The following is a 22,214-nucleotide window of genomic DNA, read 5'->3' on the forward strand; positions in this document are numbered from 1 at the left end:
GTTAAAAACCAGTTCTGGTTGTCGCTTTTTACCACGTTGTAGTCATAGGGACCGGCAACAATACGACCTTCTTTACTAAACGTTCCCTCTGATGCGCCAGTTATTTCAATAATGCGGATCCCTTCAAGCGTATCGGCTCCCTGACCACCGGCATTACTAACACTCACTCGGGTATGACCAGACGTGTTGCCTTTTACAATTAATTTATCAGTCGCGGAATTATCATCGCCGAGTTCGGTACGCATAACTAACAAACCATTATTAGCAGTGTAATTGCCATTAATGGTGAGTGTGGCAGGCGTGAATTTGTCGCCATTTTTTGAGGAAGATAGTGTTGCTGTACCCGCCAAATCCAGTGTATTTAAGGTTTGTGAAAAACCGTCTAAATCGATATTCCCTTCACTGTCGACAACATAATCGGAGTTTGGGCTGAAGGTATCGTTGACACCGGCGCGCAAAGTGCCTTTATTTATATTCGTTTGGCCAGAGTAGGTATTTGCGCCTGTCAACGTCGTGACTCCGGAACCTTCCTGGTTAACTTCGCCTTTGCCAACTATATCTGCAGCCAGGATAAAATCTTCGCTGGAGTGGTTAAAATTAATTTGTGCAGCACTATCCCCGGCATTACTTCCCATATGGATAATCGGCGTCTTGATGATCCCCGCTTTCTGTTCTGCTTCTCCCTGCGCTCCACCAATGTTTAGAATACCGGTGCTGGTTTCTGCTATCCCAAGCCAGATAAATTGATTAGCACTGACCGTGGCATTATTACTAACGGTAAGTATCCCCTTGGCCTCGTTCTGCACTGAACTCAATCCCCCGAGGTTGATATATTCATTCACTGTTAATGAAGAATTGTCGCCATCAACCAGCGTTTCACCGTATCCAGTCCCGTGAAAATCCCCTGTACTTCCAGTAAAACCAATGAGCACATCCTTTGATGCCGTAAGATGACCGCCATGCGTGATTTCGAGTTTACCTGTTCCCTGATCGCCGACCATCACATACGTTGCAGAAACGGAAGAACCCGCACCGTCAATAATGACTTGCCCTTGTGCCTGGTAATCATATTCACCGATTCTGAATTCATTTAAATCGGTGATAGTACTGCCGCTAAGCACCATTAAGGTTCCTGAACCACCATTGATACCTAAATAAATATTGTGTTCATAAGGCGATGCATTATTAATCGTCAGATGAGTATTGTTTTCTAATTTCATTATCCCTGAAGTTGCATTACCGATTGTGATTTTGGAGGTGGTCAGATCACGCCCGTCTATATTCAACGTACCTTCACTTGTTTCTCCAACATTAAGAAAACGAAATTGATCCCAGGTTGATGAATTATTTTCGGATGAGGATAGCGTTACAACATCATTATTGTTGATAGTAACATCGCTGTTGATACTTGTTGGTGGTGCCCATGCCAGTGAAACGGGTATTGATAACACGGTCGAAATAGCTATTGCCAGCGTTGACAAGGGATGCTTTTTGATGTTCATAAAGTTCCTTCTCATCCTTATGATTTATTTTAAGATAAATAACAAATCCACAGTAACGACGTAAAAACTTAATTTTTAAGACCACTGAAAAGGGTTACTGCTCTATCAAATGAAGAGTAGTGCGTGAAACCAATGTTTATAAACCAGTTTAATTTGTAATTAATTTAATATTAATTTATTTTGATGGTTTAGGCGTTGTGCTAAAAAATAAGTTGCATAATTTTCCATAGGAAAAATCTTTAAATACATTAAGTGGTAAAAAGTGACAAAAAGAAAAGTTAGAAAAATCATCAAGATATATTCTGTCGATGTTTTTCTTGAATTTAATAATGATGGCAAATTAATTTTATGTTTATTGTTTGCACATTTACTTAGAGTTGGTAAATACCAGGATTATTGTCAAAAAAAATAATATAAATATGCTTTCCGCACATCGATAAAATGCATAAAAATATGAGATAAAATATTCCGCTATTAGGAAAAATATAAATATATTGTCTATTTTTTCTGATTGATGAACTGCTTATTAAGCAACCCTGAATAATGGCATCATTTGGCATTGATAAAACAACCGTTTGCAGAATAGGCAAATAAAAAGGGAGCCGCAGCTCCCTTTGACAACATTAGTGCGCACCGCCTCCGCCGCCACCTGCGCCAAATGGCGGCCTGGCAAACCACACCAGTCCCAGCAGGACGAGGAATATCCCGGCCGACATCCAGAAGATCTCATTAGCGGAAATAATCAGCCCCTGATTGGTGATCTGCTGAGCAATCCAGCCGGAAGCCTGCTGTTGCGTCATTCCCAGACCCTCCAGTTGATGGTACATCGCCTGGGCGTTCGGGTTATACGGATTCACCGACTCGGTCAACTGCGCATGATGCAGCGACTCGCGGTTGGTCCACATGGTAGTGGTTATCGACGTGCCAATAGACCCCGCCAGCGTTCGCGTAAAGTTGGAGAGACTCGACGCCGCCGCCAGTCGTTCAGGTGGCAAACCAGAAAGCGTAATGGTGGTCAGCGGCATAAAGAAGCAGGCCACCGCGAAGCCCTGGATAAACTGCGGCCAGGCCGACGCGCCAAAATCCATACCGGGTTCAAAGGTATAAGCACGCCAGTAGAAACAGACGGCATACATAATAAAGCTGAAGGTTACCAGCCGACGCATATCCAGTTTATGCGCAAAACGACCGATAATTGGCGACAGGATCACCGGGATAATCCCTACCGGCGCAGACGCCAACCCTGCCCAGGTTGCTGTGTAGCCGTAGACTTCCTGCAACAATTGCGGCAGCAAAACAATCGCGCCGAAGTAGAGCATATAAGCGAGGCTGATACACAAGCAGCCAATGGTAAAATTGCGTGACTTAAACAGCGACAGATCAACTATTGGGTTGTCATCTGTCAGCTCCCAGACAATCAGGAAGCTGATAGCCACTACCGCCACCACGGTGAGAATGATAATTTCCTGTGATGAGAACCAGTCCAGTTCTTTACCCCGGTCGAGCATAATCTGCAGGCTACCGATACCAATCACTAACAGCGCCAGCCCCACGGCATCAATCCGTCGCCGCTCGGTGCGGGTTTCGCGTCCGCGCAAGGTCTGTAGCGTCATCAACACCACTGCCACGCCAATTGGCACGTTGATAAAGAAGATCCAACCCCAGTGATAATTGTCGCTGATATAACCGCCGAGGATCGGGCCGCAAATAGGCGCGACAATCACCGTCATTGACCACAAGGCCAGTGCGATGGAACGTTTGGCTGGCGGGTAGTTATTCAGTAATAGACTTTGTGACAGCGGGATCAATGGCCCGGCGACAATACCCTGAATGACGCGGAAGAAGATCAGCATATTCAGACTACTGGAAACACCACACGCCCACGAAGCAATGGCGAAGGCGATGGTCGACCAGAGGAACAGCTTCACTTCCCCGACGCGCTTCGCCAGCCAGCCGGTAAGCGGGATCGAGATGGCGTTCGCCACCCCGAAGGAGGTGATCACCCACGTTCCCTGGCTGAGCGATGAGCCAAGGTTTCCGGCGATAGTAGGGATCGCCACGTTAGCAATGGTGGAGTCCAGCACCTGCATGAATGTCGCCAGCGATAGCGCAATCGTCATAATGACCAGTTGCGCACCTTCCAGCGGTTTTTGCTGTTGCATCACACGCACCTCTGGATTAGCCAGCGTTAGCTTTTACGATATCGTCGATCAGTTTATTGACGGGTTCCAGGCTGATTTCACGAGCGGTACTTACTGCTACCGGCGTGGAACGTACTTTGTTAGCCAGTACCTGGCCGTCACGGTTAGTGGTATTGACGCTCACCAGTGTGGATAAACCGATCCGTAGCGGATATTGCTCAAGTTGCTTTTGATCCAACTCGATGCGAACAGGCAGACGCTGAACCACTTTGATCCAGTTACCGGTAGCGTTTTGCGCCGGAAGCAGCGAAAACGCGCTACCCGTACCCATATCCAGACCGACCACTTTACCGGTGTATTTCACGTCATCACCGTAAATATCAGTGGTGATGGTGACCGGCTGACCGATACGCATATTGGCAATCTGGGTCTCTTTAAAGTTGGCATCCACCCACATATTAGTCGCCGGAACGACCGCCATCAGCGGCGTTGTTGGGCTAATTTGCGCACCCGGTTGAACGGCACGGCGGGAGACATAACCGGTCATCGGGCTGACAATACGGGTACGTTCCAGCGCCAGCCAGGCATTGCGCACTTCAGTGGCAGCTTGTTGCACGGCCGGTTGATCTTCCAGTTTAGTACCCAGAATCATCGCCTGATTGGCATTGTATTGTTGAATGGCGACATCCAGTTGCGCCTGGGCGCTGGTAACAGCATCGCGGGCGTGTTGCAGCTCTTCGCGGCCAATCAGGTTGGCATTACCCAGCGGCACGCGGCGGTTGTAGTCGCTTTGTGCTTTGGCGAGGGCGATTTTCTGCACCTCAATATTTGCCTGCAACTGCTTGCTGTTAATCATCAGTTGGTGGGTCTGGCGTACGCTGGAAGCCAGTGCTGTTTTGGCTTTTTCAAACGCCTGGCGAGCATCAGTCGGGTCGAGAGTGACCAGCACATCGCCTTCTTTTACAAAATCGGTGTTATCGGCCCAGACTTTCGTCACGCTGCCTGACACCTGAGACATAATTTGAATCTGATTCCCTGCCACGTATGCGTCATCAGTTTCTTCGAAATGACGCAGTACCAAAAACCAATAAATCCCTATCGCTACGGCAATAATAATAAAGAGCAAGGTGAGAAGGAGGAGCAGACGCTTACGTTTGCCGCTCTTCTTTACCGGTTGCTGCGGGCTTTGTGTCTCCGCATTTGCGCTCATAGTATTCTCCACGATCTTCTTAACTCATCGGCTGAGCCGACCTGCTTGCCAAAAAGGCCAGCACGTTGCGATGCTGGCCGGTCAGTTTTTCTTTTATAAATCTGGATTTTTGAGCGAGATGACGCGTTAGCTCATCGCTTCGAGAACCGCACCGTCTTGTTCCATCTGATCGAGACGGGAGAGCAATTTGCGGGTGATTTGCTCAAGCTGATCTTTTTCTGTTGTGCTGAGCGCGGACCAGAGTTGATGCAGGCAGTTATGCTGCGGCGGTAAAACCTCGCGCAAAAACTCGTGACCTTTTTCCGTTAATTGCAGATGCAGGCAGCGGCGATCGTTATCGCTTTCACGACGTTCGATCCAGCCGCGTTTTTCCAGTTCATCGGCAATACGCGTCGCATTGGTACGGGATGATCCAAGAGCACAACTTAATTCAGAAGGCTGAATGCTGTGGTTTTCCTGAGACTCCAGCGTAATCAACGCCATAAACAACGTCTCGTTAATCCCCTGAGCCTTCAGCATTTTATTGCGGTTTTCCAGCAACTTGCTCTGCATATGCATGCAAAGACGGGTCAGAAGGATCTCCTGATAAGGAAAATCTTCGTGGCGGCTGGCGCGAAATTTTAGCATTTGTTCAATGGGCGTAAACGAACTATCCATTTGGGTATGACCTCATTAATTTCAGCCGATATAGTAACGACGGTGACAAATAAAGTAAATGTATTGTTTTAGAAAAATGATTCTTGTGGGTTATATAATCGCCATCACTTTCCAGGCCAGCCCGTAGGCCAGCGCACTTATCAGAGTGGGGACGATAATGCTGCGTGTTTTATAGAAACTGCCACCCAATACTGCAAAACCAACCAGTGTGGGCACGAAGCGGCGTGAGTCGTGCATCACTTCTGGTGCGGTAGAGACAACCAGCAGAGCGCAAATTGAGGCGATGCCAATGGTGTCGAGCAAAATACCCACCGCGCCACGCTTGGTTGGGCGGGTATTACCCACCCGCAGGCGCAGTGGTAAATAGCGGAAGCAGTAATTCGCCGCGCCAACCAGTAATCCAAGCAGTAAAACCTCATAGCTCATCAGCGGCTCCTTGCCAGAATGCCTGGATTAACGCAGTGAGGCAGCCAAAGACAATGCCTGCCAGAATGGCGACGGGAATAGAAAATAGCGTTACGCCTGCAAGGGCACCAACTAACGCTGCGGTAACGCAAAGAGATTGTTTGCGCTGGAAAGAGGCGAGCAGGAAACTCATAAAGAGAGCCGGCAGCATAAAGCCTAATGCTGCTTCAACGGCGGGATAACCTTGCAGCAAACCGCCGCCCGAAAATGCCCCTATTACCGTACCAAATACCCACGATGACCATGAACTGAAGGCAATGCCGATCATCCAGTTTTCGCTCCAGCGGCGATTATTACGTACCAGTTTTGCCGTTGCAGCGGCAAAAACCTCGTCCGTCAGGCCAAACGCCCACAGGGCGGTTTTCGATTTTTGCAGACGCTGAACAATACGGCTACGCAGTGACGGGCCATACAAAACATGGCGAACATCCATTGCCATCACGGTCAATGCAGCAATCCACAAACTACTCCCGGCTGCCAGCATCGCGGTAATGACAAACTGGCTCGCACCTGCATAAATGATGCAGGAGAAAAAAACACTTTCGAGGGGAGTGAAGCCCTGGCGGGTTGCATTCAGACCGAACGCAAAAGCCACCGGAATATAACTAATAACAATCGGTAAACTGTCTTTGCATCCTTCCATGAAGGTCGCCGGACCAGAAGCTGGCAGAGGAGTAGGGCTTACCATAGAGTGTACGCTTAACGATTGTTAATATTATAAACAGACTGAATGAATATCTTAACCTTATCAGACTGATGGGCTTCTTAACACCCTTATAAGTGTAAAGCCACGAAAACGGTTGCTGATTGCTTAATTTGCGGCTTCCTGACGATGAAAACCTCGCCACCAGACCACCAGGTTAACCAGGGCGATCACCGCGCCAGCCAGACAAACGCCAGCCCAACCCGCATGTTGCCAGGCGGATGCAGAAATCAGTGAACCGGCAGCACCGCCAATAAAGTAACTGGTCATGTAGCCTGCGGTCAGGCGATTACGCGCATCAGGGTGAATACGGTAAATCACGGTTTGATTGGTGATATGCACGCCCTGGACGGTGAGATCCAGCACCAGGATGCCGATAATCAGCGTCAGTACGGAAGTTTGACCAAACCAGATTGCCAGCCATGAAAGTAACAACAACAGCAGACCAAACGTTGTTGTGAGGTGCGATTTTCCTTTATCGGCAAAACCGCCCGCCGGGCGAGCGCCCAACGCCCCGGCAGCTCCCGCAAGGCCAAACAGACCAATCACGCCATCGCTGTAATTAAAAGGCGGCGCGGCGAGCAAAAAAGCCATCGATGTCCATAGAATGCTGAAGTTGGCAAAGGTCAGGCAGCCCAGTAACGCGCGGGTACGCAGGATCTTATCGCTGATAAACATGCTGAAAACGGAACCTAACAACTGTGGGTAGTTGAGGTGGTTTTCTGATTTCATTTGTGGCAGGCCGCGCCATAACGCCAGCGCCATCAGTGCCATTAACACCGATGCGACCCAGAAGACGGTGCGCCAGCCGCCGAGGTTTGCCAGCAATCCTGCAACGGTACGTGCCAGCAAAATCCCCAGTAGCAAACCGCTCATAATGGTGCCAACCACCTTGCCGCGTTTGTCTGGTGAAGCCAGTGTTGCCGCCAGTGGAACCAGAATTTGCGCCACGACCGAGAATAAACCGGTTAATGCCGTACCGAGGATCATCATCGCCAGCGACTGACTGCTGGCGGTAATCAACATACCGCCTGCTGCCAGTAAGGTCATCGAGACAATCAGGCGGCGGCGTTCAAACATATCACCGAGGGGAACAAGAAACAGCAGACCTGCGGCATAGCCCAACTGCGCGGCTGTAACAATAAAGCCTGCCGAACTGGCGGAAAGGGAAAAGTTACGCGCGATGGTGTCGAGCAATGGCTGTGCGTAATAGTTGCTGGCGACCGCCAGACCGGTGGCGATCGACATTAGCACGATCAGCGCCGGGCTAAGCTCATGATTGGGTTTAGTCATTATTTTGTTTATCAGGTGATGATTAAGCTGGAAATCAATAATAGCGGATGTTTATGAATGGGGGCGAAAGATAGCTTGTTGAAATGTGCTGTGTGGTTTGTAGGCATGATAAGACGCGTCAGCGTCGCATCAGGCATTGAGCACAGAACGGCGGATGCGGCGTAAACACCTTATCCGCCCTACGAAATGAGCGTGGTTTGTAGGCCTGATAAGACGCGTCAGCGTCGCATCAGGCATTGAGCACAAAACGGCGGATGCGGCGAAAACGCCTTATCCGCCCTACGAAATGAGTGTGGTTTGTAGGCATGATAAGACGCGCCAGCGTCGCATCAGGCATTGTGCACAGAACGGCGGATGCGGCGTAAACACCTTATCCGCCCTACGAAATGAGTGTGGTTTGTAGGCATGATAAGACGCGTCAGCGTCGCATCAGGCATTGTGTACAGAAGGCGGATGCGGCGAAAACGCCTTTCCGCCCTACGAAATGAGTGTGGTTTGTAGGCCTGATAAGACGCGCCAGCGTCGCATCAGGCATTGTGCACAGAATGGCGGATACGGCGTAAACACCCTATCCGCCCGAATAAAAACTACTTCTGCGCTGCCAGCGCCTCATTCACCCAGCCATCAAACTGCTGCTGGTGGGCTTTGATCCAGCCATCAACGTGGCCCTGAATATCGCCTTCTGAGGCTTTGCCGTCATGCATAATGGCGTTCTGGGCGTTAATGTCCGCAACCGGCAACTGCATAATGGCGAACAGTTTCGCTGCCGCCGGGTTTTTCTCGGCCCAGGCTTTGTTGGCAACGATATGCATGGTGCTAACAGGGAAGCCGTAATTTGCGCCATTCGGCAGTTTGGTATCGGCGTTTTTATCACCCGGCAGTGCGGAGAACGGCACCTGCAACCAGACCACATCTTTCCCCGGCTTCAGCTCATTACTCACCCAGTACGGCGTCCAGGTGTAGTAAAACACCGGCTTGCCCTCTTTGTAACGGCTGATGGTGTCGGCCATCATCGCCGCGTAGTTCCCCTGATTATGGGTTACGGTATTCGTCAGATCATAAGCGGCAAGCTGGTGGTTGATAGCGCCTTCGCAGCCCCAGCCGGGGTTACAGCCAGTTAAATCCGCTTTGCCATCGCCGTTGGTATCAAACAGTTTGGCAATCTTCGGATCTTTTAGCTGCGCGATGTTGGTAATTTTGTACTGGTCGGCCGTTTTCTTATCGATCAGGTATCCCTGCGCAGCGCCGTTAACAAATGTCCCTTCGCGATAAAACTTCTTATCGCCACCGGCAGCCTCATACATGTTGTCATGCAGCGGTGTCCAGTTCACAGCGGTAAAGGTCGCATCGCCGGAAGCCAGTGACGTATAACCAACGTTGTAATCCACTTCGCTGGGTTTGTTGACGGTATAACCTAATTTTTCCAGCGCACGGCTGACCAGCAACGTCTGGAAGGTTTCTTCGGTAATGGTGCTCTGAACCGGATTAACGGTAATACCTTTGCCCGGCAGATCGGCAGCAAAAGTTTGTGTAGAGATAAGCGTGGCAAACGCTGTCGCAAAAAGTACGCTATGTCGCATTGTTATTCCTTTTTTTGGCAGGGTGGCAATGCCCGGCGTCACCGGGCAGGTGCAGAGTTATTTAATGAACGGACGGGTCAGCAGACCGACAGGGCCAGTGGTGTACCAGCGACGGTTGCCGCGACTACGTGAGTCGCGCCCCACGGCCTGTGTCAGGCGATCGAGGATAATGGCGAGGATGACAATCCCGACGCCGCCAACGGTGGCAAGCCCCATATCCAGACGCCCGATACCGCGCAGTACCATTTGACCCAGCCCGCCGACGGCAATCATCGAGGCGATGACCACCATAGAAAGGGCCAGCATCAGCGTCTGGTTGACGCCCGCCATAATGGTCGGCATCGCCAGCGGTAACTGAACTTTGAACAGCATCTGGCGCGGGCTGGCACCGAATGAGCGCGAGGCTTCAATCAGATCCGCCGGAACCTGGTTAATCCCCAAAATGGTCAGACGGATAATAGGCGGCAGAGCAAAGATGATGGTCACCACCACGCCCGGCACGTTGCCGATACCAAACAGCATGACGATTGGCACCAGATAGACAAACGCTGGCGTCGTCTGCATGGCATCAAGCAGTGGACGGATGATTTTTGCTGCCCGTGGGCTTCTTGCCAGCCAGATCCCCAGCGGCAAACCGATGACAATACAGAATAGCAGGGCGGTTAACACCAGCGCCAAAGTCACCATTGCCTGCGACCATGCGCCGATCGCGCCGATAGAAATCAGTGAAACCAGCGTCGCCACGCCCATTCCGACACCGGAAATTTGCCAGGCTATCAGGGCGAAAACGATAATTGCCACAGGCGCGGGCATCCCCAGCAGCAGTTGCTGGAAACCGTTGAGGATATAATCCACCGGAACGCGCACACCCTGGAAGAGGGGGCGGAAATGGGTAACGACCCAGTCGATCCCTTCAGTTACCCAACTGTCGAGTGGGATCAGCGTCTTATGAAACGGATCGAGAATATTAAAATGCTCGACATTTGGTGCAGGCGTACTGGTCAGCCAGTCAGCGCCGCCGCCGTCAGTCGGTGCCGCAGCCGGTGTACCCCAGGCATCTGCGGATTGTGCGGCGCTGTCTGCCGCTGGCGTGGTATCCCACGGATTATTTTGATCAGCCATTATTTACCCCCTCACGATCTAAAGCGCGCAGCAGCATTCCTTTCGAAATGATGCCGACATACTGTTGGTCCTCGTCGACCACGGGCACCGCACAGGGTGCCTGTCCGACATGAGAGAGCAACTCGCTAAGAGGCGTTTGCGCATCGACCGCTAACGGCGCATCAATCAGCGCCGCATCAAGACCTTGCTGCTGCGTTAATGCTGCTTTTAACGAATCGATAGAGACTGCGCCGACAAATTTATTACCGCGTTCGATGACGTAGCCATATTCGCGATCTTCATCCTGTAATAATTTCAGTGCCGAACGCGGACCGAAGCCGGGGGTTTTACGAATTAAACCATTCGGGCTGCGGCGGGCAATATCTTTCGCGCTGAATACCTGACTAATATCAACGCCGCGGAAGAAGGTGCGGACATAATCATTCGCCGGATTATTGAGAATTTCATCCGGTGTGCCGACCTGTACCACTTCGCCATTTTGCATAATGGCAATTCGGTCGCCAATACGCATAGCTTCATCGAGATCGTGAGAAATAAAGACAATGGTGCGCTGATGTTTCGCCTGTAATTTTACCAATTCATCCTGCATCTCGGTGCGAATTAATGGATCGAGCGCCGAGAAGGCTTCATCCATTAATAAAATATCCGGATTAATGGCTAATGCACGGGCTAATCCAACACGTTGACGCATCCCACCAGAGAGTTCGTCCGGGTAGCTGTGGGCATAATTTTCCAGACCTACCTGACGTAGTGCATCAATGGCTTTTTCCCGACGCTCTTCGGCGTTAATTCCGGCTAGTTCCATGCCAAACGCGGTATTGTCCAGCACGGTCATATGCGGCATTAAGGCAAAGGACTGAAAGACCATCGCAATCTTTTTTCTGCGCACCTCACGGAGTTCGACGTCGGATATTTTGGCAATATCTACACCGTCAATCAGCACTTGTCCGCGGGTGGGTTCAATCAGGCGATTGAGAAGGCGTACCATTGTGGATTTACCCGAACCGGATAATCCCATGATGACAAATATCTCGCCTTCTTCAATGGCCAGACTGGCGTCTTTTACGCCAAGCGATAGCCCAGTTTTTTCCAGAATTTGTTCTTTTGAAAGTCCTTGTTCGATATATTTGAAAGCTCGCTGTGGATGCTCACCAAATATTTTATAAAGATTTTTAATTTCTAATTTAATTGCCATGCAATAGAAAGATTCCTGTTATTTGTTTATGTCGATATATTACCCAATGGAAATAGTCACTTTTTTCTACCCTAACATACTGAGAATCTGAGGCAACCCCTGAGGGCAAATGTGGCATGAATATTGATGCGAGCAAATTGCCGGAGTTTCCCGTGATATAAGGGCTGAGAGCAAATCGAGAAAAGTTGATATTTTTTGTTATAGATAGCGAAAAAACGCCTGAATATTGTGGTTTCAGGCGAATAATGCAACAGAGAGTCAGTGTAGATCACCACAAAATATTTGCGTGATAAAAAGCTGTTTAACTGGAATTATTTCCCTGCTGTGGGTGGTGATATTTTTGAAAAATAACCTCGTCAAAAATTCCAGTCTTCGTCTTCTGTTTCGACCGCTTTTCCCATCACATAAGAGGAACCAGAGCCGGAAAAGAAATCGTGATTTTCGTCGGCATTCGGTGAAAGCGCGGCAAGGATTGCCGGATTTACTTCTGCCATTTCTGCTGGAAATAACGGTTCGTATCCCAGATTCATTAAGGCTTTATTGGCGTTGTAACAGAGAAACGCTTTCACATCGTCAGCCCATGTTGTTTCGGCGTACAGCTCATCGGTGTATTGCAACTCGTTGTCGTAAAGTTCCAGCAATAAATCGAAGGCGAAACTCTTTAATTCTTCACGTTGTGCCTGGGAGATTTTTTCCAGGCTTTTCTGATATTTATAGCCAATGTAATAACCGTGTACTGCTTCATCGCGGATAATCAGGCGGATCAGATCGGCGGTATTGGTCAGCTTTCCGCGACTGGAAAAATACATTGGCAGCCAGAAGCCGGAATAGAACAAAAATGATTCAAGAAAGACACTGGCGATTTTCTTTTTCAGCGGACTATCACCGTGATAATATTGCTGAATAATCTGTGCTTTTCGTTGCAACGGCGCATTTTCTTCACTCCAGGCATAGGCGGCATCAACCTCTTTTGTCTGGCACAGCGTCGAGAAAATAGAGCTGTAAGAGCGGGCATGAACGGCTTCCATAAAGCTGATATTCGACAACACTGCTTCTTCATGGGGCGTGAGTGCATCGGGTATCAACGAAGGCGCGCCGATAACGTTTTGCAACGTGTCGAGCAGCGTCAGTCCAGTAAATACGCGCATCGTCAGTTGTTGTTCGATGGTACTTAACGTTTGCCACGCGGGAATATCGTTCGACAGTGGCACTTTTTCCGGTAGCCAGAAATTGCTGGTCAGGCGATTCCATACTTCCAGATCTTTATCGTCAGTAATCTTGTTCCAGTTGATGGCGCTGATATGTGAGAGTTTCATAGATATTCCTTAAAGTGCGCAGGAGACGCAGCCTTCAATTTCAGTGCCTTCCAGCGCCATCTGACGCAGGCGGATGTAATAGAGCGTTTTGATACCTTTGCGCCAGGCGTAAATCTGCGCTTTATTGATATCGCGAGTGGTGGCGGTATCGGGGAAAAACAGCGTCAGCGACAGCCCCTGATCGACATGGCGAGTCGCTTCGGCGTAGGTGTCGATAATCTTTTCCGCGCCAATTTCGTAAGCGTCCTGATATAGCGCCAGATTCTCATTAGTCATAAACGGGGCAGGGTAGTAAACGCGCCCGGTTTTACCCTCTTTGCGAATCTCCACTTTCGCCACAATCGGGTGAATACTCGACGTAGCATGGTTGATATAAGAGATAGAACCGGTTGGCGGCACCGCCTGAAGATTCTGGTTGTAAATGCCGTAGTGCATCACGTCGTCGCGCAGTTGCGCCCACATCTCACGGGTAGGTAACGTAATACCGCTACGGGCAAACAGTTCGCCAACTTTCGCCGTTTTCGGCTGCCAGTTCCCTTGCAGATATTGGCTAAAATATTCACCACTGGCATAGCGTGACTGTTTGAATCCGGCGAAGGTTTCACCACGTTCGCGTGCCAGCAACATCGAAGTGCGCAGGGCGTGCCAGGTGATGGTGTAGAAATAGAGATTGGTAAAATCCAGTGCTTCCGGCGAACCGTAAACGATACCCTCACGCGCCAGATAGCCGTGCAGATTCATCTGCCCCAGGCCGATGGCGTGCGAGGCGGCATTTCCGGCTTCGATGGACGGCACGCTGCGGATATGACTCATATCTGACACCGCCGTCAGACCGCGCACGGCTGTCTCTACCGTGCGGGCAAAGTCTGGCGAATCCATAGTGTGAGCAATATTCAACGAGCCTAAATTGCAGGAAATATCATGGCCTGTGCGAGCATAGTCGAGATTCTCGTCATACGCTGAGGCGCTGTTAACCTGCAAAATTTCTGAGCAGAGATTACTCATATTTATGCGCCCGGCAATAGGGTTAGCACGGTTAACCGTATCTTCATACATGATGTAGGGATAGCCGGACTCAAACTGGATCTCCGCCAGCCGCTGGAAGAAATCACGGGCGTTGATGTATTTTTTGCGGATGCGTTCATCGGCAACCAGTTCGTCATAGTGTTCGCTGATGGCGATATCAGCAAACGGCTTGCCGTAAACTCGCTCAACGTCATAGGGCGAAAACAGCGCCATCTGCGCATTCTCTTTCGCCAGATGGAAGGTGACATCCGGGATCACTACCCCCAGCGACAACGTTTTAATGCGGATTTTTTCATCGGCATTTTCCCGTTTTGTGTCGAGAAAACGCAGAATATCGGGATGGTGTGCGTGCAGATATACAGCCCCAGCCCCCTGACGAGCGCCGAGCTGGTTGGCATAGGAAAATGCGTCTTCCAGCATTTTCATCACCGGAATCACGCCAGAAGATTGATTTTCAATACGTTTAATCGGTGCACCCGCTTCCCGCAGATTCGACAGCAAAAACGCCACGCCGCCGCCGCGTTTTGACAGTTGCAGTGCGGAATTAACCGCCCGACCAATCGACTCCATATTGTCTTCAATACGTAGCAGAAAACAGGAAACCAGTTCGCCTCGCTGCTGTTTACCACAGTTGAGGAATGTTGGCGTGGCAGGCTGAAAGCGTCCTGACAGCATCTCATCGGTTAGCTGCGTCGCCAGCGTCTCATCACTTTGCGCCAGCGTTAGCGCCACCATCGTGACCCGATCGGCAAAATCTTCCAGATAACGTTTACCGTCGAAAGTCTTCAGCGTATAGCTGGTGTAAAACTTCCATGCACCGAGGAACGTCTGGAAACGAAAACCACTGGCGTGTGCATGGGCAAACAGCGTAATGACAAAGTTGCGAGAGTAGCGGTTGAGGACGCTTTCATCATAGTAACCTTCGTTGACCAGCCAGTTCAGGCGCTGCTGCTGGCTGCTAAAAGTCACACTGTTCGGGCGTACATGTGTCGCCATAAAAGCGTCTACTGCCTGGCGATCTTTATCGAACTGAATGCGACCCGCGCTATCGTAAAGGTTAAGCATCGCATTCAGGGCGTGGTAATCCATCGTTTCCTGCGTCAGGCGGTCTGCGGTTGTCGTTGCCAAAATTCGGTTACTCCTTTACGAACGTTTTCGATATCGCTTTGCGTACCCATGAGTTCAAAGCGGTATAGCCACGGCACGTCGCATTTCCGGGCAATCACATCTCCGGCGCGGCCATACGCCTCACCAAAATTGCGATTACCCGAAGCAATAACGCCGCGAAGCAACGCCCGGTTATGTTCGACGTTTAAAAAGCGAATCACCTGCCGTGGCACAGCGCCAGCCGTACCGCCACCGCCGTAAGAGGGCACGATCAGGATGTAAGGCTCGTCTACCTGAATCCGTTCCCGCTCATTGAGCGGAATGCGCACGGCGGGCAGCCCTAAACGTTTGATAAAGCGATGTGTGTTTTCGGAGCTACTGGAGAAGTAGACGAGCTGACTCATGCGCTGGCTGCGTGTGGCGCTGGATGCAGGCGGTTGATCATGTCCGGACGAAAGCCAGACCAGCTAAGATCACCTGCAATCACTACCGGCAACTGGCGAAAGCCCTGGGCACGTAACGCCTCTGCCGCTTCAGGATCGCGATCGACATTAATCATCTCAAAGTCAAAGCCACGGTTTTCCATTGCTCGTTTGGTGGCGTGGCATTGAACGCAATCGTCACGAGTGTAAATAGTAATGCGCATGATTCGTATTTCCGTTTAAAATGAAGATACGGCGCGATGATACGCGTCGGGTTGTCTCTCTGTTGATACAGAGATACTAGATGTAGATGAAAAAAGATTCAACCATACAAGATATGGGAATTTTAGATTATTGATACCGCCGTTGAGTGGCTCAACGGGGTAGGGGATTTTGTGTTTTGTTGCCGGGCGAGCCCCCGGCAACAGCAAATTACATCCGCATGGAAACCGCCAGGCGGTTAAAACAATTCATCAGCCCGATGGCAAACGTTAAGTCGCTGATCTCTGCTGCGCTGAAGTACTTAAGCAGAGGCTGATAAACGTCATCTTCTGCATGGGTTCGGGCAATATCGGTCACCGATTCCGCCCATGCCAGCGCCGCCCGCTCGCGATCGTCAAAATGATGGCTTACGCGCCAGCCTGCCAGGGCGTCCAGTTTGTTCTGCGGCACACCGGATTTGCGTAATGCTTTACTGTGCATCTCCAGACAAAATGCGCAGCCGTTGATTTGTGAGACGCGTAAATAAACTAACTCCATCAGAGTGGTATCCAGCGTACTATTTTCCAGCGCCGTTTTGGCCTGCACCAGTGCGTTATACACTGCCGGGCTAAGTTCGTAGTAGGGTTGACGTAATGTAGTCATACAGTTTCTCCTCTTATTAACGCCCGCAATGTAGCACTATAATGGACTGTCAAAGAGAGCCATAAATTACGTAAAAAAGCAGACCATATGCCGCGTTATCAGGAAATCGCCCGTCAGTTAAAAACGGCTATTGAGCAAGGGGAACTGAAACCTGGCGCAAGGCTACCTTCCAGCCGAACCTGGTCGCAGGAACTGGGCGTGTCTCGCTCCACAGTCGAAAATGCTTATGCTGAGCTGGTGGCACAGGGCTGGCTGGTCAGGCGGGGGCAGGCAGGCACCTTTGTCAGCGAACAGATACATCCACAAAAATCATCTTCTGATGTCGTCGTCTTTGCCGGTGAAAGCGAGCAGCCGTTGCCGTTTCAAATGGGATTACCCGCACTCGATCTCTTTCCGCGTGAGCTGTGGGCGCGGGTGATGGGCCGTCGCCTGCGAACCCAGACGCGTTTTAATTTGGCGTTAGGCGATGTCTGCGGCGAGGCGGCGTTGCGCGAGGCAATTGTTGATTATCTACGTGTCTCGCGCGGAATTGAGAGCCAGCCTGAGCAGGTATTTATCACACACGGTTATGCGGCATCGATGAGCTTAATTTTGCGTGCACTGGCGGAACCGGGAGACGGGATGTGGATGGAAGATCCCGGTTTTCCACTGATTCGTCCGATTGTCACTCGCCACGGTGTGAATGTTTTTCCTGTGCCTGTTGACGACAACGGACTGGATGTCACAAGCGGAATACAAAATTATCCTGATGCGCGTTTTGCTCTGATCACTCCGGCACATCAAAGCCCGCTGGGTGTTGCGCTCTCTTTGGCGCGCAGGCACCAGGTGCTGGAATGGGCAGAGCGTAGTCAGGCATGGGTTATTGAAGATGATTACGACAGTGAGTTCCGCTATCACGGTAAGCCGTTACCGGCGCTGAAAAGTCTCGATGCGCCGCAGCGGGTGATTTATGCCGGAACATTTAGCAAATCGCTTTTCCCGGCACTGCGCTGTGCGTGGCTGGTGGTGCCGGTGGAGCAGATTGCGCAATTCCGCCAACAGGCATCGCTGGAGCCATGTGCTGTGCCTGTTCTATGGCAGAACACTCTGGCAGATTTCATTCGTGATGGGCATTTCTGGAGGCATCTGAAGAAAATGCGTCAGCACTATGCTCAGCGTCGGCAGTGGATTGAGCAGGCGCTTACGCAACAGGGATTTCAGGTTGTACCGCAAAAAGGGGGAATCCAGATGGTTATCAGCATGATGGGCGATGATATTGCCTACGCGCGTAAAGCTAATGCCGCTGGCCTTGCGGTGCAGGCATTAAGTACCTGGCGTATTCGGTCAACCGGGAAAGGAGGATTGCTGCTCTCGTTTACCAATATCGTTAGCGAAAGCATGGCGCAGCAGGTGGCACAACAATTACGCGATGCCTTAAGTTAAAAACCCCGAAGTCAGGCTTCGGGGCCAGGGACGTGTATTTATTATCATTGTTCCACTACGATTTGCGCATACCTAACAGTGCACCGATAAAAATCCCTACCGCCGCCGCTGTACCCACGCTACACCAGGGTCTTTCACGAACAAAAGAATCAGCGCAACCCACGGCATCACGTGCGGCTTGTTGGACGCGAGTACGACCATGCATCCGCGCTCTGGTTTCTTTCAGTAGCGCCTGTGCTTTACTGCGTGCAGCTTCGGCTTCCCCTTTGGCGTCGCTACCCCAGGACTTCAATACAGATTCGAGGCTATCAGCTAATTGATTGACATCATTCTGAATATCCTGCACGCCATCATCGACGTCGTTGCGGTTAGGTCGGTTAAACATATGATCCCCCTTTGAATTCGATGTAATTTTCAGTGTAGACCATAATTTTCTTTGCTGAGACTCATCGCGGCTTTATGGACTTTTCTGAAAGCGTTGTGAATGCTCAATCAGGTAAGGTAGGCCCGCGGTAGATAATCACGAGGATAAAATATGTATTTACGACCAGACGAGGTAGCTCGCGTACTTGAGAAAGTCGGTTTTACCGTCGATGTGGTAACCCAGAAAGCATACGGTTACCGCCGTGGGGAACATTATGTTTATGTTAATCGCGAAGCACGAATGGGACGTACCGCACTGGTAATTCATCCAACATTAAAAGAGCGTAGTTCGACGCTGGCAGAACCCGCTTCTGATATTAAAACCTGCGATCATTACCAGCAATTTCCGCTCTACTTTGCGGGCGAGCGACACGAGCATTACGGTATTCCGCATGGTTTTAGTTCGCGTGTTGCGCTTGAACGTTATTTGCATGGCTTGTTTGGCGAAACCAATTAAAGACGCGACTGGCATTGCCAGTCGCGAAAAGAAGAGTCAGGCTTTTACCTGCTGGTAACGGCTGACTTTAAATAGCCGGCGGCAGTAATCGAGGAAGTAGCCATAGACCGCCCCCATCAACATCGAAACAACGATGTTTGAACTGACCGCAGCCATAATCTGGTGCCAGTCTGCGCCCACTACCAGCAAGATCGCCATATACACCGGTGACTGAAACGTCACATAAGCCAGAATATCTGCCAGATTTTTTATCCATCCAGACTGGCTAACTTTGCGTGCCGCGCGCATAAACAGATCCCGGTACATGCCGTATGGCCATGCAATTAAGATGTTCACCGGAATTGCCACTAACCTGGAGTAAAGAGACTGCTCGAAGCTCATTCCGGAGAGGAAAACTTCAATACACATGTTCACGACAGAACAGTAAACAACCATCGCGAACGTGTCTGCAACTGCATGACGCAAGCGTGACTGCGGTGAGAACATGCCAATGCTCCTTAATAAAAGCGAAATCGGATATGAATGAAAATGAATGCAGTGCTCTGAGCTGCCTGTTTCATCTTTGCATAGCGTATATCGCTGGATGCAAGTAATCAATTAGTGAAAAATTTTTATTTATTTTGTTTTCGTAGATAAAATATTCCGCGATAGCGTGTTTTTTGTACATTATGGATTTTTAAATGCTTATTCTAATAATATGATTTAAAATCATATTGTTATGTTGGTATTTTGACATGTTCGGCGGGGAAGGCTAAGGGAGGTAATGCTGCAAAGTGTAGGCAATCCGGCGTAAGTAGCGCTTTTACTCTATCTGGAATTTTTAGTGACTTAAAGCGACTAATGCCAGCATAAAATTTTAGGTGTTGAATTGTTGTTTTATTCGTTTTTTCTGTATATTTATGCGGAGGTTATTGATTTGCCATCAGTGTCGATGAGACAGAGAGCACCTGACTATTTGCTAATGGCTGGAATGACTAAGCTAAATGGCTAATATATAATCTGAAATAATTATTAATCTATCTGGAAATAACGCTTGAAATAATATCACTGGCGATTGTAAATAGATTAAATTTTGTGGAAATATAATAAACGATCGCTTACACTACGCGGCGAAATACTTTTTTGTTTTGGCGTTAAAAGGTTTTCTTTATTATGTCTGTAATGTTACAAAGTTTAAATAACATCCGCACCCTTCGTGCGATGGCTCGCGAATTCTCCATTGACGTTCTTGAAGAAATGCTCGAAAAATTCAGGGTTGTCACTAAAGAAAGACGTGAAGAAGAAGAACAGCAGCAGCGTGAACTGGCTGAGCGCCAGGAGAAAATTAGCACCTGGCTGGAGCTGATGAAGGCTGACGGAATTAATCCGGAAGAGTTATTTGGTAATAATACTGCTGCACCGCGTGCAGGTAAAAAACGCCAGCCGCGTCCGGCGAAATACCAATTCACCGATTTTAATGGTGAAACCAAAACCTGGACCGGTCAGGGTCGTACACCGAAGCCGATCGCTCAGGCTCTGGCAGAAGGTAAATCTCTCGACGATTTCCTGATCTAATCACTGTTGCCGGATGTCGCCACGATGGTGCGTCCGGCGTCATTACTCAAGCTCGCTGATTCCACGGCATCTTATCTAACAGCCTTGCCATCCCACAAAAACCGCTGATTCCTGCAAACATTAATCCAACACCGACAAATCCACTTAATAAGAAGAAGCTGCTATTAACGGCATAACCCAGTACGACGCCGATTAATATTAAACCACCAGCAGCGATCTGCACCTGACGCATTAATGGCAAAGGCTGGGATTTATTTTCAGCTACTGGAAATCCTGCTTTTTTCCAGCCATCAATTCCGCCTTCCAGTAAAAAAATATCTGCGGGGGAGGCAATCGCTTCTAATTTTTGCGCATTATTACTGGTTCGTTTTCCCGCCTGACAGTGGAATATAATTTGCTCGCTACGTAATTTTGCCGGGAGACCAGACTGTTCCAGCACAGATATCGGTGCCAGAGAGGCTTCTGGAATATGTTCACGAAGATATTCGTCGGCATCGCGAATATCGATTAACTTTGCACCGTGCGCGATTAATTCTTGTGCGTCATGCGGCGAAATTGTTGTCAAAGCCATGGTCACTCCTTACGGACAATAGACATTTTTCAGGGTGGCGATAATGGCATTTACCGCCTCATTTTTTATCGAATAAAGAACGCGCTGCGCATCCCGTTGGCTGTCGATAAGCCCTTCGTCACGCATACGAGCGAGATGCTGTGACGTTGCAGAGGCGCTAAGTCCGGTAATGCGAGCCAGTTCACCGGCGCTGGTGCCGGGTGAACCACAAAGCATGCATAGAATCAGCAGCCGTTTGGGGTGACTCATCGCTTTCAGCAAGGCCGCGGCCTGTTCGGCGCTGGCCTGTAGTTGGGCTAGTTCAGTCATAGTTATTTAAGTATTTGCTAAATTAAGTAAACTCTAAACTAAAAATGCAACGTATACCAGCGTAAGCAGCGTAAATGAGGGTAAAAGCGTAGGCTGAAACGGCCAGGCTCCGCTAAAATCACTACGCTTAAGAGGTGAAATCTCTTTTTAAACAATGATTAATTTTCTTATAGGGAGTAAATATGGGTTTCTGGAGAATCGTCATCACCATCATTTTGCCACCGCTCGGCGTGCTGTTAGGTAAAGGATTTGGTTGGGCGTTCATCATTAATATCCTGCTGACGTTGCTTGGTTATATTCCTGGTTTAATTCACGCTTTTTGGGTGCAAACCCGCGATTAATCCTGTGCTCACCCACGCGGCGTAAACGCGCCGCGTTCCTCTGCTACACTTTCTGAGTGTTTCCATTAACGAATGAGGTAGCTATGGGTCTGTTCAATTTTGTGAAAGAGGCAGGAGAAAAGCTCTGGGATACCGTCACCGGTCAGCATGATAAAGACGATCAGGCGAAGAAGGTGCAAGAGCATCTGAACAAAACCGGTATTCCCGATGCCGATAAAGTGAATATTCAGATTGTCGATGGTAAAGCGACAGTCACAGGTGACGGCTTAAGTCAGGAAGCGAAGGAAAAAATCCTTGTTGCAGTGGGGAATATTTCCGGTATTGCCAGCGTGGACGATCAGGTAAAAACGGCGACGCCAGCAACTGCCAGCCAGTTTTATACCGTTAAGTCTGGCGACACCCTGAGTGCCATTTCCAAACAGGTTTACGGCAACGCCAATCTCTACAATAAAATCTTCGAAGCGAATAAACCGATGCTAAAAAGCCCGGATAAAATTTATCCAGGGCAGGTTTTGCGTATTCCTGAAGAGTGAT

Annotated in this window: 24 protein-coding genes; 5 read left to right on the forward strand and 19 right to left on the reverse strand. The window is 49.6% G+C overall.

What is annotated here, in order from left to right:
- From BEA93_RS18275 to BEA93_RS18360, 15 genes are all read right to left on the reverse strand, one after another.
- Positions 1-1,502, reverse strand: a 1,502-nt coding sequence (locus BEA93_RS18275) for an autotransporter outer membrane beta-barrel domain-containing protein (protein ID WP_123057520.1), incomplete at its 3' end; no start/stop codon positions are given.
- Between the two features lie 623 nt (positions 1,503-2,125).
- Positions 2,126-3,664: a multidrug efflux MFS transporter permease subunit EmrB gene (emrB, locus tag BEA93_RS18280; protein ID WP_001516928.1), complete on the reverse strand. Its 1,539-nt coding sequence runs from the start codon at positions 3,662-3,664 to the stop codon at positions 2,126-2,128.
- A 16-nt stretch (positions 3,665-3,680) separates the two neighbouring features.
- Entirely contained in the window at positions 3,681-4,853 is a 1,173-nt protein-coding gene (gene emrA, locus BEA93_RS18285; protein ID WP_001516927.1) for a multidrug efflux MFS transporter periplasmic adaptor subunit EmrA, read from the reverse strand.
- 126 nt (positions 4,854-4,979) lie between these two features.
- On the reverse strand, positions 4,980-5,510 hold the full coding sequence (emrR, locus tag BEA93_RS18295) for a multidrug efflux transporter EmrAB transcriptional repressor EmrR (RefSeq protein ID WP_000378441.1): 531 nt from the start codon (positions 5,508-5,510) through the stop codon (positions 4,980-4,982).
- Positions 5,511-5,600: 90 nt separating this feature from the next.
- Positions 5,601-5,936, reverse strand: coding sequence for an L-valine transporter subunit YgaH (gene ygaH / locus BEA93_RS18300; RefSeq protein WP_001516926.1), 336 nt, complete (start codon positions 5,934-5,936; stop codon positions 5,601-5,603).
- Complete coding sequence (gene ygaZ, locus BEA93_RS18305) at positions 5,926-6,663, reverse strand: L-valine exporter subunit YgaZ (protein WP_000254577.1); 738 nt, start codon at positions 6,661-6,663, stop codon at positions 5,926-5,928. The genes ygaH and ygaZ overlap by 11 nt, the downstream gene beginning before the upstream one ends.
- Before the next feature lie 123 nt (positions 6,664-6,786).
- Positions 6,787-7,971 (reverse strand): MFS transporter, encoded by a 1,185-nt coding sequence (locus BEA93_RS18310; protein ID WP_105224873.1) that lies wholly within the window; start codon positions 7,969-7,971, stop codon positions 6,787-6,789.
- 587 nt (positions 7,972-8,558) lie between these two features.
- A complete protein-coding gene (gene proX, locus BEA93_RS18315) occupies positions 8,559-9,551 on the reverse strand; it encodes a glycine betaine/L-proline ABC transporter substrate-binding protein ProX (protein WP_001516924.1) in 993 nt (330 codons plus the stop codon).
- 57 nt (positions 9,552-9,608) lie between these two features.
- Complete coding sequence (gene proW / locus BEA93_RS18320; protein WP_105224874.1) at positions 9,609-10,673, reverse strand: glycine betaine/L-proline ABC transporter permease ProW; 1,065 nt, start codon at positions 10,671-10,673, stop codon at positions 9,609-9,611.
- The gene (gene proV, locus BEA93_RS18325) at positions 10,666-11,868 is read right to left on the reverse strand and encodes a glycine betaine/L-proline ABC transporter ATP-binding protein ProV (protein WP_105224875.1); all 1,203 of its coding nucleotides are present in this window, start codon (positions 11,866-11,868) and stop codon (positions 10,666-10,668) included. The genes proW and proV overlap by 8 nt, the downstream gene beginning before the upstream one ends.
- A 356-nt stretch (positions 11,869-12,224) precedes the next feature.
- A complete protein-coding gene (gene nrdF, locus BEA93_RS18335; RefSeq protein ID WP_105224876.1) occupies positions 12,225-13,184 on the reverse strand; it encodes a class 1b ribonucleoside-diphosphate reductase subunit beta in 960 nt (319 codons plus the stop codon).
- A gap of 9 nt (positions 13,185-13,193) precedes the next feature.
- The gene (gene nrdE, locus BEA93_RS18340; protein ID WP_105224877.1) at positions 13,194-15,338 is read right to left on the reverse strand and encodes a class 1b ribonucleoside-diphosphate reductase subunit alpha; all 2,145 of its coding nucleotides are present in this window, start codon (positions 15,336-15,338) and stop codon (positions 13,194-13,196) included.
- Positions 15,311-15,721, reverse strand: a complete 411-nt coding sequence (nrdI, locus tag BEA93_RS18345) for a class Ib ribonucleoside-diphosphate reductase assembly flavoprotein NrdI (protein WP_000080937.1) — start codon at positions 15,719-15,721, stop codon at positions 15,311-15,313. Before nrdI ends, nrdE begins: the two co-directional genes overlap by 28 nt.
- A complete protein-coding gene (nrdH, locus tag BEA93_RS18350; RefSeq protein ID WP_105224878.1) occupies positions 15,718-15,963 on the reverse strand; it encodes a glutaredoxin-like protein NrdH in 246 nt (81 codons plus the stop codon). Before nrdH ends, nrdI begins: the two co-directional genes overlap by 4 nt.
- A 208-nt stretch (positions 15,964-16,171) precedes the next feature.
- On the reverse strand, positions 16,172-16,603 hold the full coding sequence (locus BEA93_RS18360) for a carboxymuconolactone decarboxylase family protein (protein WP_000209798.1): 432 nt from the start codon (positions 16,601-16,603) through the stop codon (positions 16,172-16,174).
- An 87-nt stretch (positions 16,604-16,690) separates the two neighbouring features.
- On the opposite strand from BEA93_RS18360, the gene pdxR reads away from it, so the two are divergent.
- Entirely contained in the window at positions 16,691-18,025 is a 1,335-nt protein-coding gene (pdxR, locus tag BEA93_RS18365) for a MocR-like pyridoxine biosynthesis transcription factor PdxR (protein WP_016249104.1), read from the forward strand.
- A gap of 55 nt (positions 18,026-18,080) precedes the next feature.
- Here pdxR and BEA93_RS18370 read toward each other — a convergent pair whose 3' ends face one another.
- Positions 18,081-18,410: a DUF883 domain-containing protein gene (locus tag BEA93_RS18370; RefSeq protein WP_000483312.1), complete on the reverse strand. Its 330-nt coding sequence runs from the start codon at positions 18,408-18,410 to the stop codon at positions 18,081-18,083.
- Positions 18,411-18,560: 150 nt separating this feature from the next.
- On the opposite strand from BEA93_RS18370, the gene BEA93_RS18375 reads away from it, so the two are divergent.
- The gene (locus BEA93_RS18375) at positions 18,561-18,905 is read left to right on the forward strand and encodes a DUF2002 family protein (RefSeq protein ID WP_000281311.1); all 345 of its coding nucleotides are present in this window, start codon (positions 18,561-18,563) and stop codon (positions 18,903-18,905) included.
- 36 nt (positions 18,906-18,941) lie between these two features.
- Here the strand turns inward: BEA93_RS18375 and alaE are convergent, their stop codons facing one another.
- Positions 18,942-19,391 carry an L-alanine exporter AlaE gene (gene alaE / locus BEA93_RS18380; protein WP_000492662.1) on the reverse strand — a complete coding sequence of 150 codons (450 nt, stop codon included), beginning with the start codon at positions 19,389-19,391 and terminating at the stop codon, positions 18,942-18,944.
- A gap of 666 nt (positions 19,392-20,057) precedes the next feature.
- Here alaE and stpA point away from each other — a divergent pair.
- Positions 20,058-20,459: a DNA-binding protein StpA gene (gene stpA, locus BEA93_RS18385; RefSeq protein WP_000115376.1), complete on the forward strand. Its 402-nt coding sequence runs from the start codon at positions 20,058-20,060 to the stop codon at positions 20,457-20,459.
- 46 nt (positions 20,460-20,505) lie between these two features.
- Here stpA and BEA93_RS18390 read toward each other — a convergent pair whose 3' ends face one another.
- Together BEA93_RS18390 and BEA93_RS18395 are read right to left on the reverse strand one after the other, a co-directional pair.
- Entirely contained in the window at positions 20,506-21,030 is a 525-nt protein-coding gene (locus BEA93_RS18390) for a rhodanese family protein (RefSeq protein ID WP_001229434.1), read from the reverse strand.
- Positions 21,031-21,039: 9 nt separating this feature from the next.
- Complete coding sequence (locus BEA93_RS18395) at positions 21,040-21,339, reverse strand: ArsR/SmtB family transcription factor (RefSeq protein WP_016262450.1); 300 nt, start codon at positions 21,337-21,339, stop codon at positions 21,040-21,042.
- A 182-nt stretch (positions 21,340-21,521) separates the two neighbouring features.
- Here BEA93_RS18395 and BEA93_RS18400 point away from each other — a divergent pair, with 182 nt between their 5' ends.
- A complete protein-coding gene (locus tag BEA93_RS18400) occupies positions 21,522-21,680 on the forward strand; it encodes a YqaE/Pmp3 family membrane protein (RefSeq protein WP_000508177.1) in 159 nt (52 codons plus the stop codon).
- Positions 21,681-21,763: 83 nt separating this feature from the next.
- Positions 21,764-22,213 carry a potassium binding protein Kbp gene (gene kbp, locus BEA93_RS18405; RefSeq protein WP_000522431.1) on the forward strand — a complete coding sequence of 150 codons (450 nt, stop codon included), beginning with the start codon at positions 21,764-21,766 and terminating at the stop codon, positions 22,211-22,213.
- The last annotated feature ends 1 nt before the right edge of the window (position 22,214 follow it).

This window comes from Escherichia sp. MOD1-EC5950, assembly GCF_002965345.1.
Classification (GTDB): domain Bacteria; phylum Pseudomonadota; class Gammaproteobacteria; order Enterobacterales; family Enterobacteriaceae; genus Escherichia; species Escherichia marmotae.

Coding starts and splice junctions, on each gene's coding strand:
- BEA93_RS18310 (WP_105224873.1), bottom strand. CDS start 7,971: ATGACTAAACCCAATCATGAGCTTAGCCCGGCGCTGATCGTGCTAATG.
- BEA93_RS18395 (WP_016262450.1), bottom strand. CDS start 21,339: ATGACTGAACTAGCCCAACTACAGGCCAGCGCCGAACAGGCCGCGGCC.
- nrdH (WP_105224878.1), bottom strand. CDS start 15,963: ATGCGCATTACTATTTACACTCGTGACGATTGCGTTCAATGCCACGCC.
- BEA93_RS18370 (WP_000483312.1), bottom strand. CDS start 18,410: ATGTTTAACCGACCTAACCGCAACGACGTCGATGATGGCGTGCAGGAT.
- BEA93_RS18390 (WP_001229434.1), bottom strand. CDS start 21,030: ATGGCTTTGACAACAATTTCGCCGCATGACGCACAAGAATTAATCGCG.
- BEA93_RS18375 (WP_000281311.1), top strand. CDS start 18,561: ATGTATTTACGACCAGACGAGGTAGCTCGCGTACTTGAGAAAGTCGGT.
- emrR (WP_000378441.1), bottom strand. CDS start 5,510: ATGGATAGTTCGTTTACGCCCATTGAACAAATGCTAAAATTTCGCGCC.
- emrA (WP_001516927.1), bottom strand. CDS start 4,853: ATGAGCGCAAATGCGGAGACACAAAGCCCGCAGCAACCGGTAAAGAAG.
- BEA93_RS18360 (WP_000209798.1), bottom strand. CDS start 16,603: ATGACTACATTACGTCAACCCTACTACGAACTTAGCCCGGCAGTGTAT.
- BEA93_RS18400 (WP_000508177.1), top strand. CDS start 21,522: ATGGGTTTCTGGAGAATCGTCATCACCATCATTTTGCCACCGCTCGGC.
- alaE (WP_000492662.1), bottom strand. CDS start 19,391: ATGTTCTCACCGCAGTCACGCTTGCGTCATGCAGTTGCAGACACGTTC.
- emrB (WP_001516928.1), bottom strand. CDS start 3,664: ATGCAACAGCAAAAACCGCTGGAAGGTGCGCAACTGGTCATTATGACG.
- ygaZ (WP_000254577.1), bottom strand. CDS start 6,663: ATGGTAAGCCCTACTCCTCTGCCAGCTTCTGGTCCGGCGACCTTCATG.
- nrdF (WP_105224876.1), bottom strand. CDS start 13,184: ATGAAACTCTCACATATCAGCGCCATCAACTGGAACAAGATTACTGAC.
- proX (WP_001516924.1), bottom strand. CDS start 9,551: ATGCGACATAGCGTACTTTTTGCGACAGCGTTTGCCACGCTTATCTCT.
- proW (WP_105224874.1), bottom strand. CDS start 10,673: ATGGCTGATCAAAATAATCCGTGGGATACCACGCCAGCGGCAGACAGC.
- ygaH (WP_001516926.1), bottom strand. CDS start 5,936: ATGAGCTATGAGGTTTTACTGCTTGGATTACTGGTTGGCGCGGCGAAT.
- pdxR (WP_016249104.1), top strand. CDS start 16,691: ATGCCGCGTTATCAGGAAATCGCCCGTCAGTTAAAAACGGCTATTGAG.
- stpA (WP_000115376.1), top strand. CDS start 20,058: ATGTCTGTAATGTTACAAAGTTTAAATAACATCCGCACCCTTCGTGCG.
- kbp (WP_000522431.1), top strand. CDS start 21,764: ATGGGTCTGTTCAATTTTGTGAAAGAGGCAGGAGAAAAGCTCTGGGAT.
- proV (WP_105224875.1), bottom strand. CDS start 11,868: ATGGCAATTAAATTAGAAATTAAAAATCTTTATAAAATATTTGGTGAG.
- nrdI (WP_000080937.1), bottom strand. CDS start 15,721: ATGAGTCAGCTCGTCTACTTCTCCAGTAGCTCCGAAAACACACATCGC.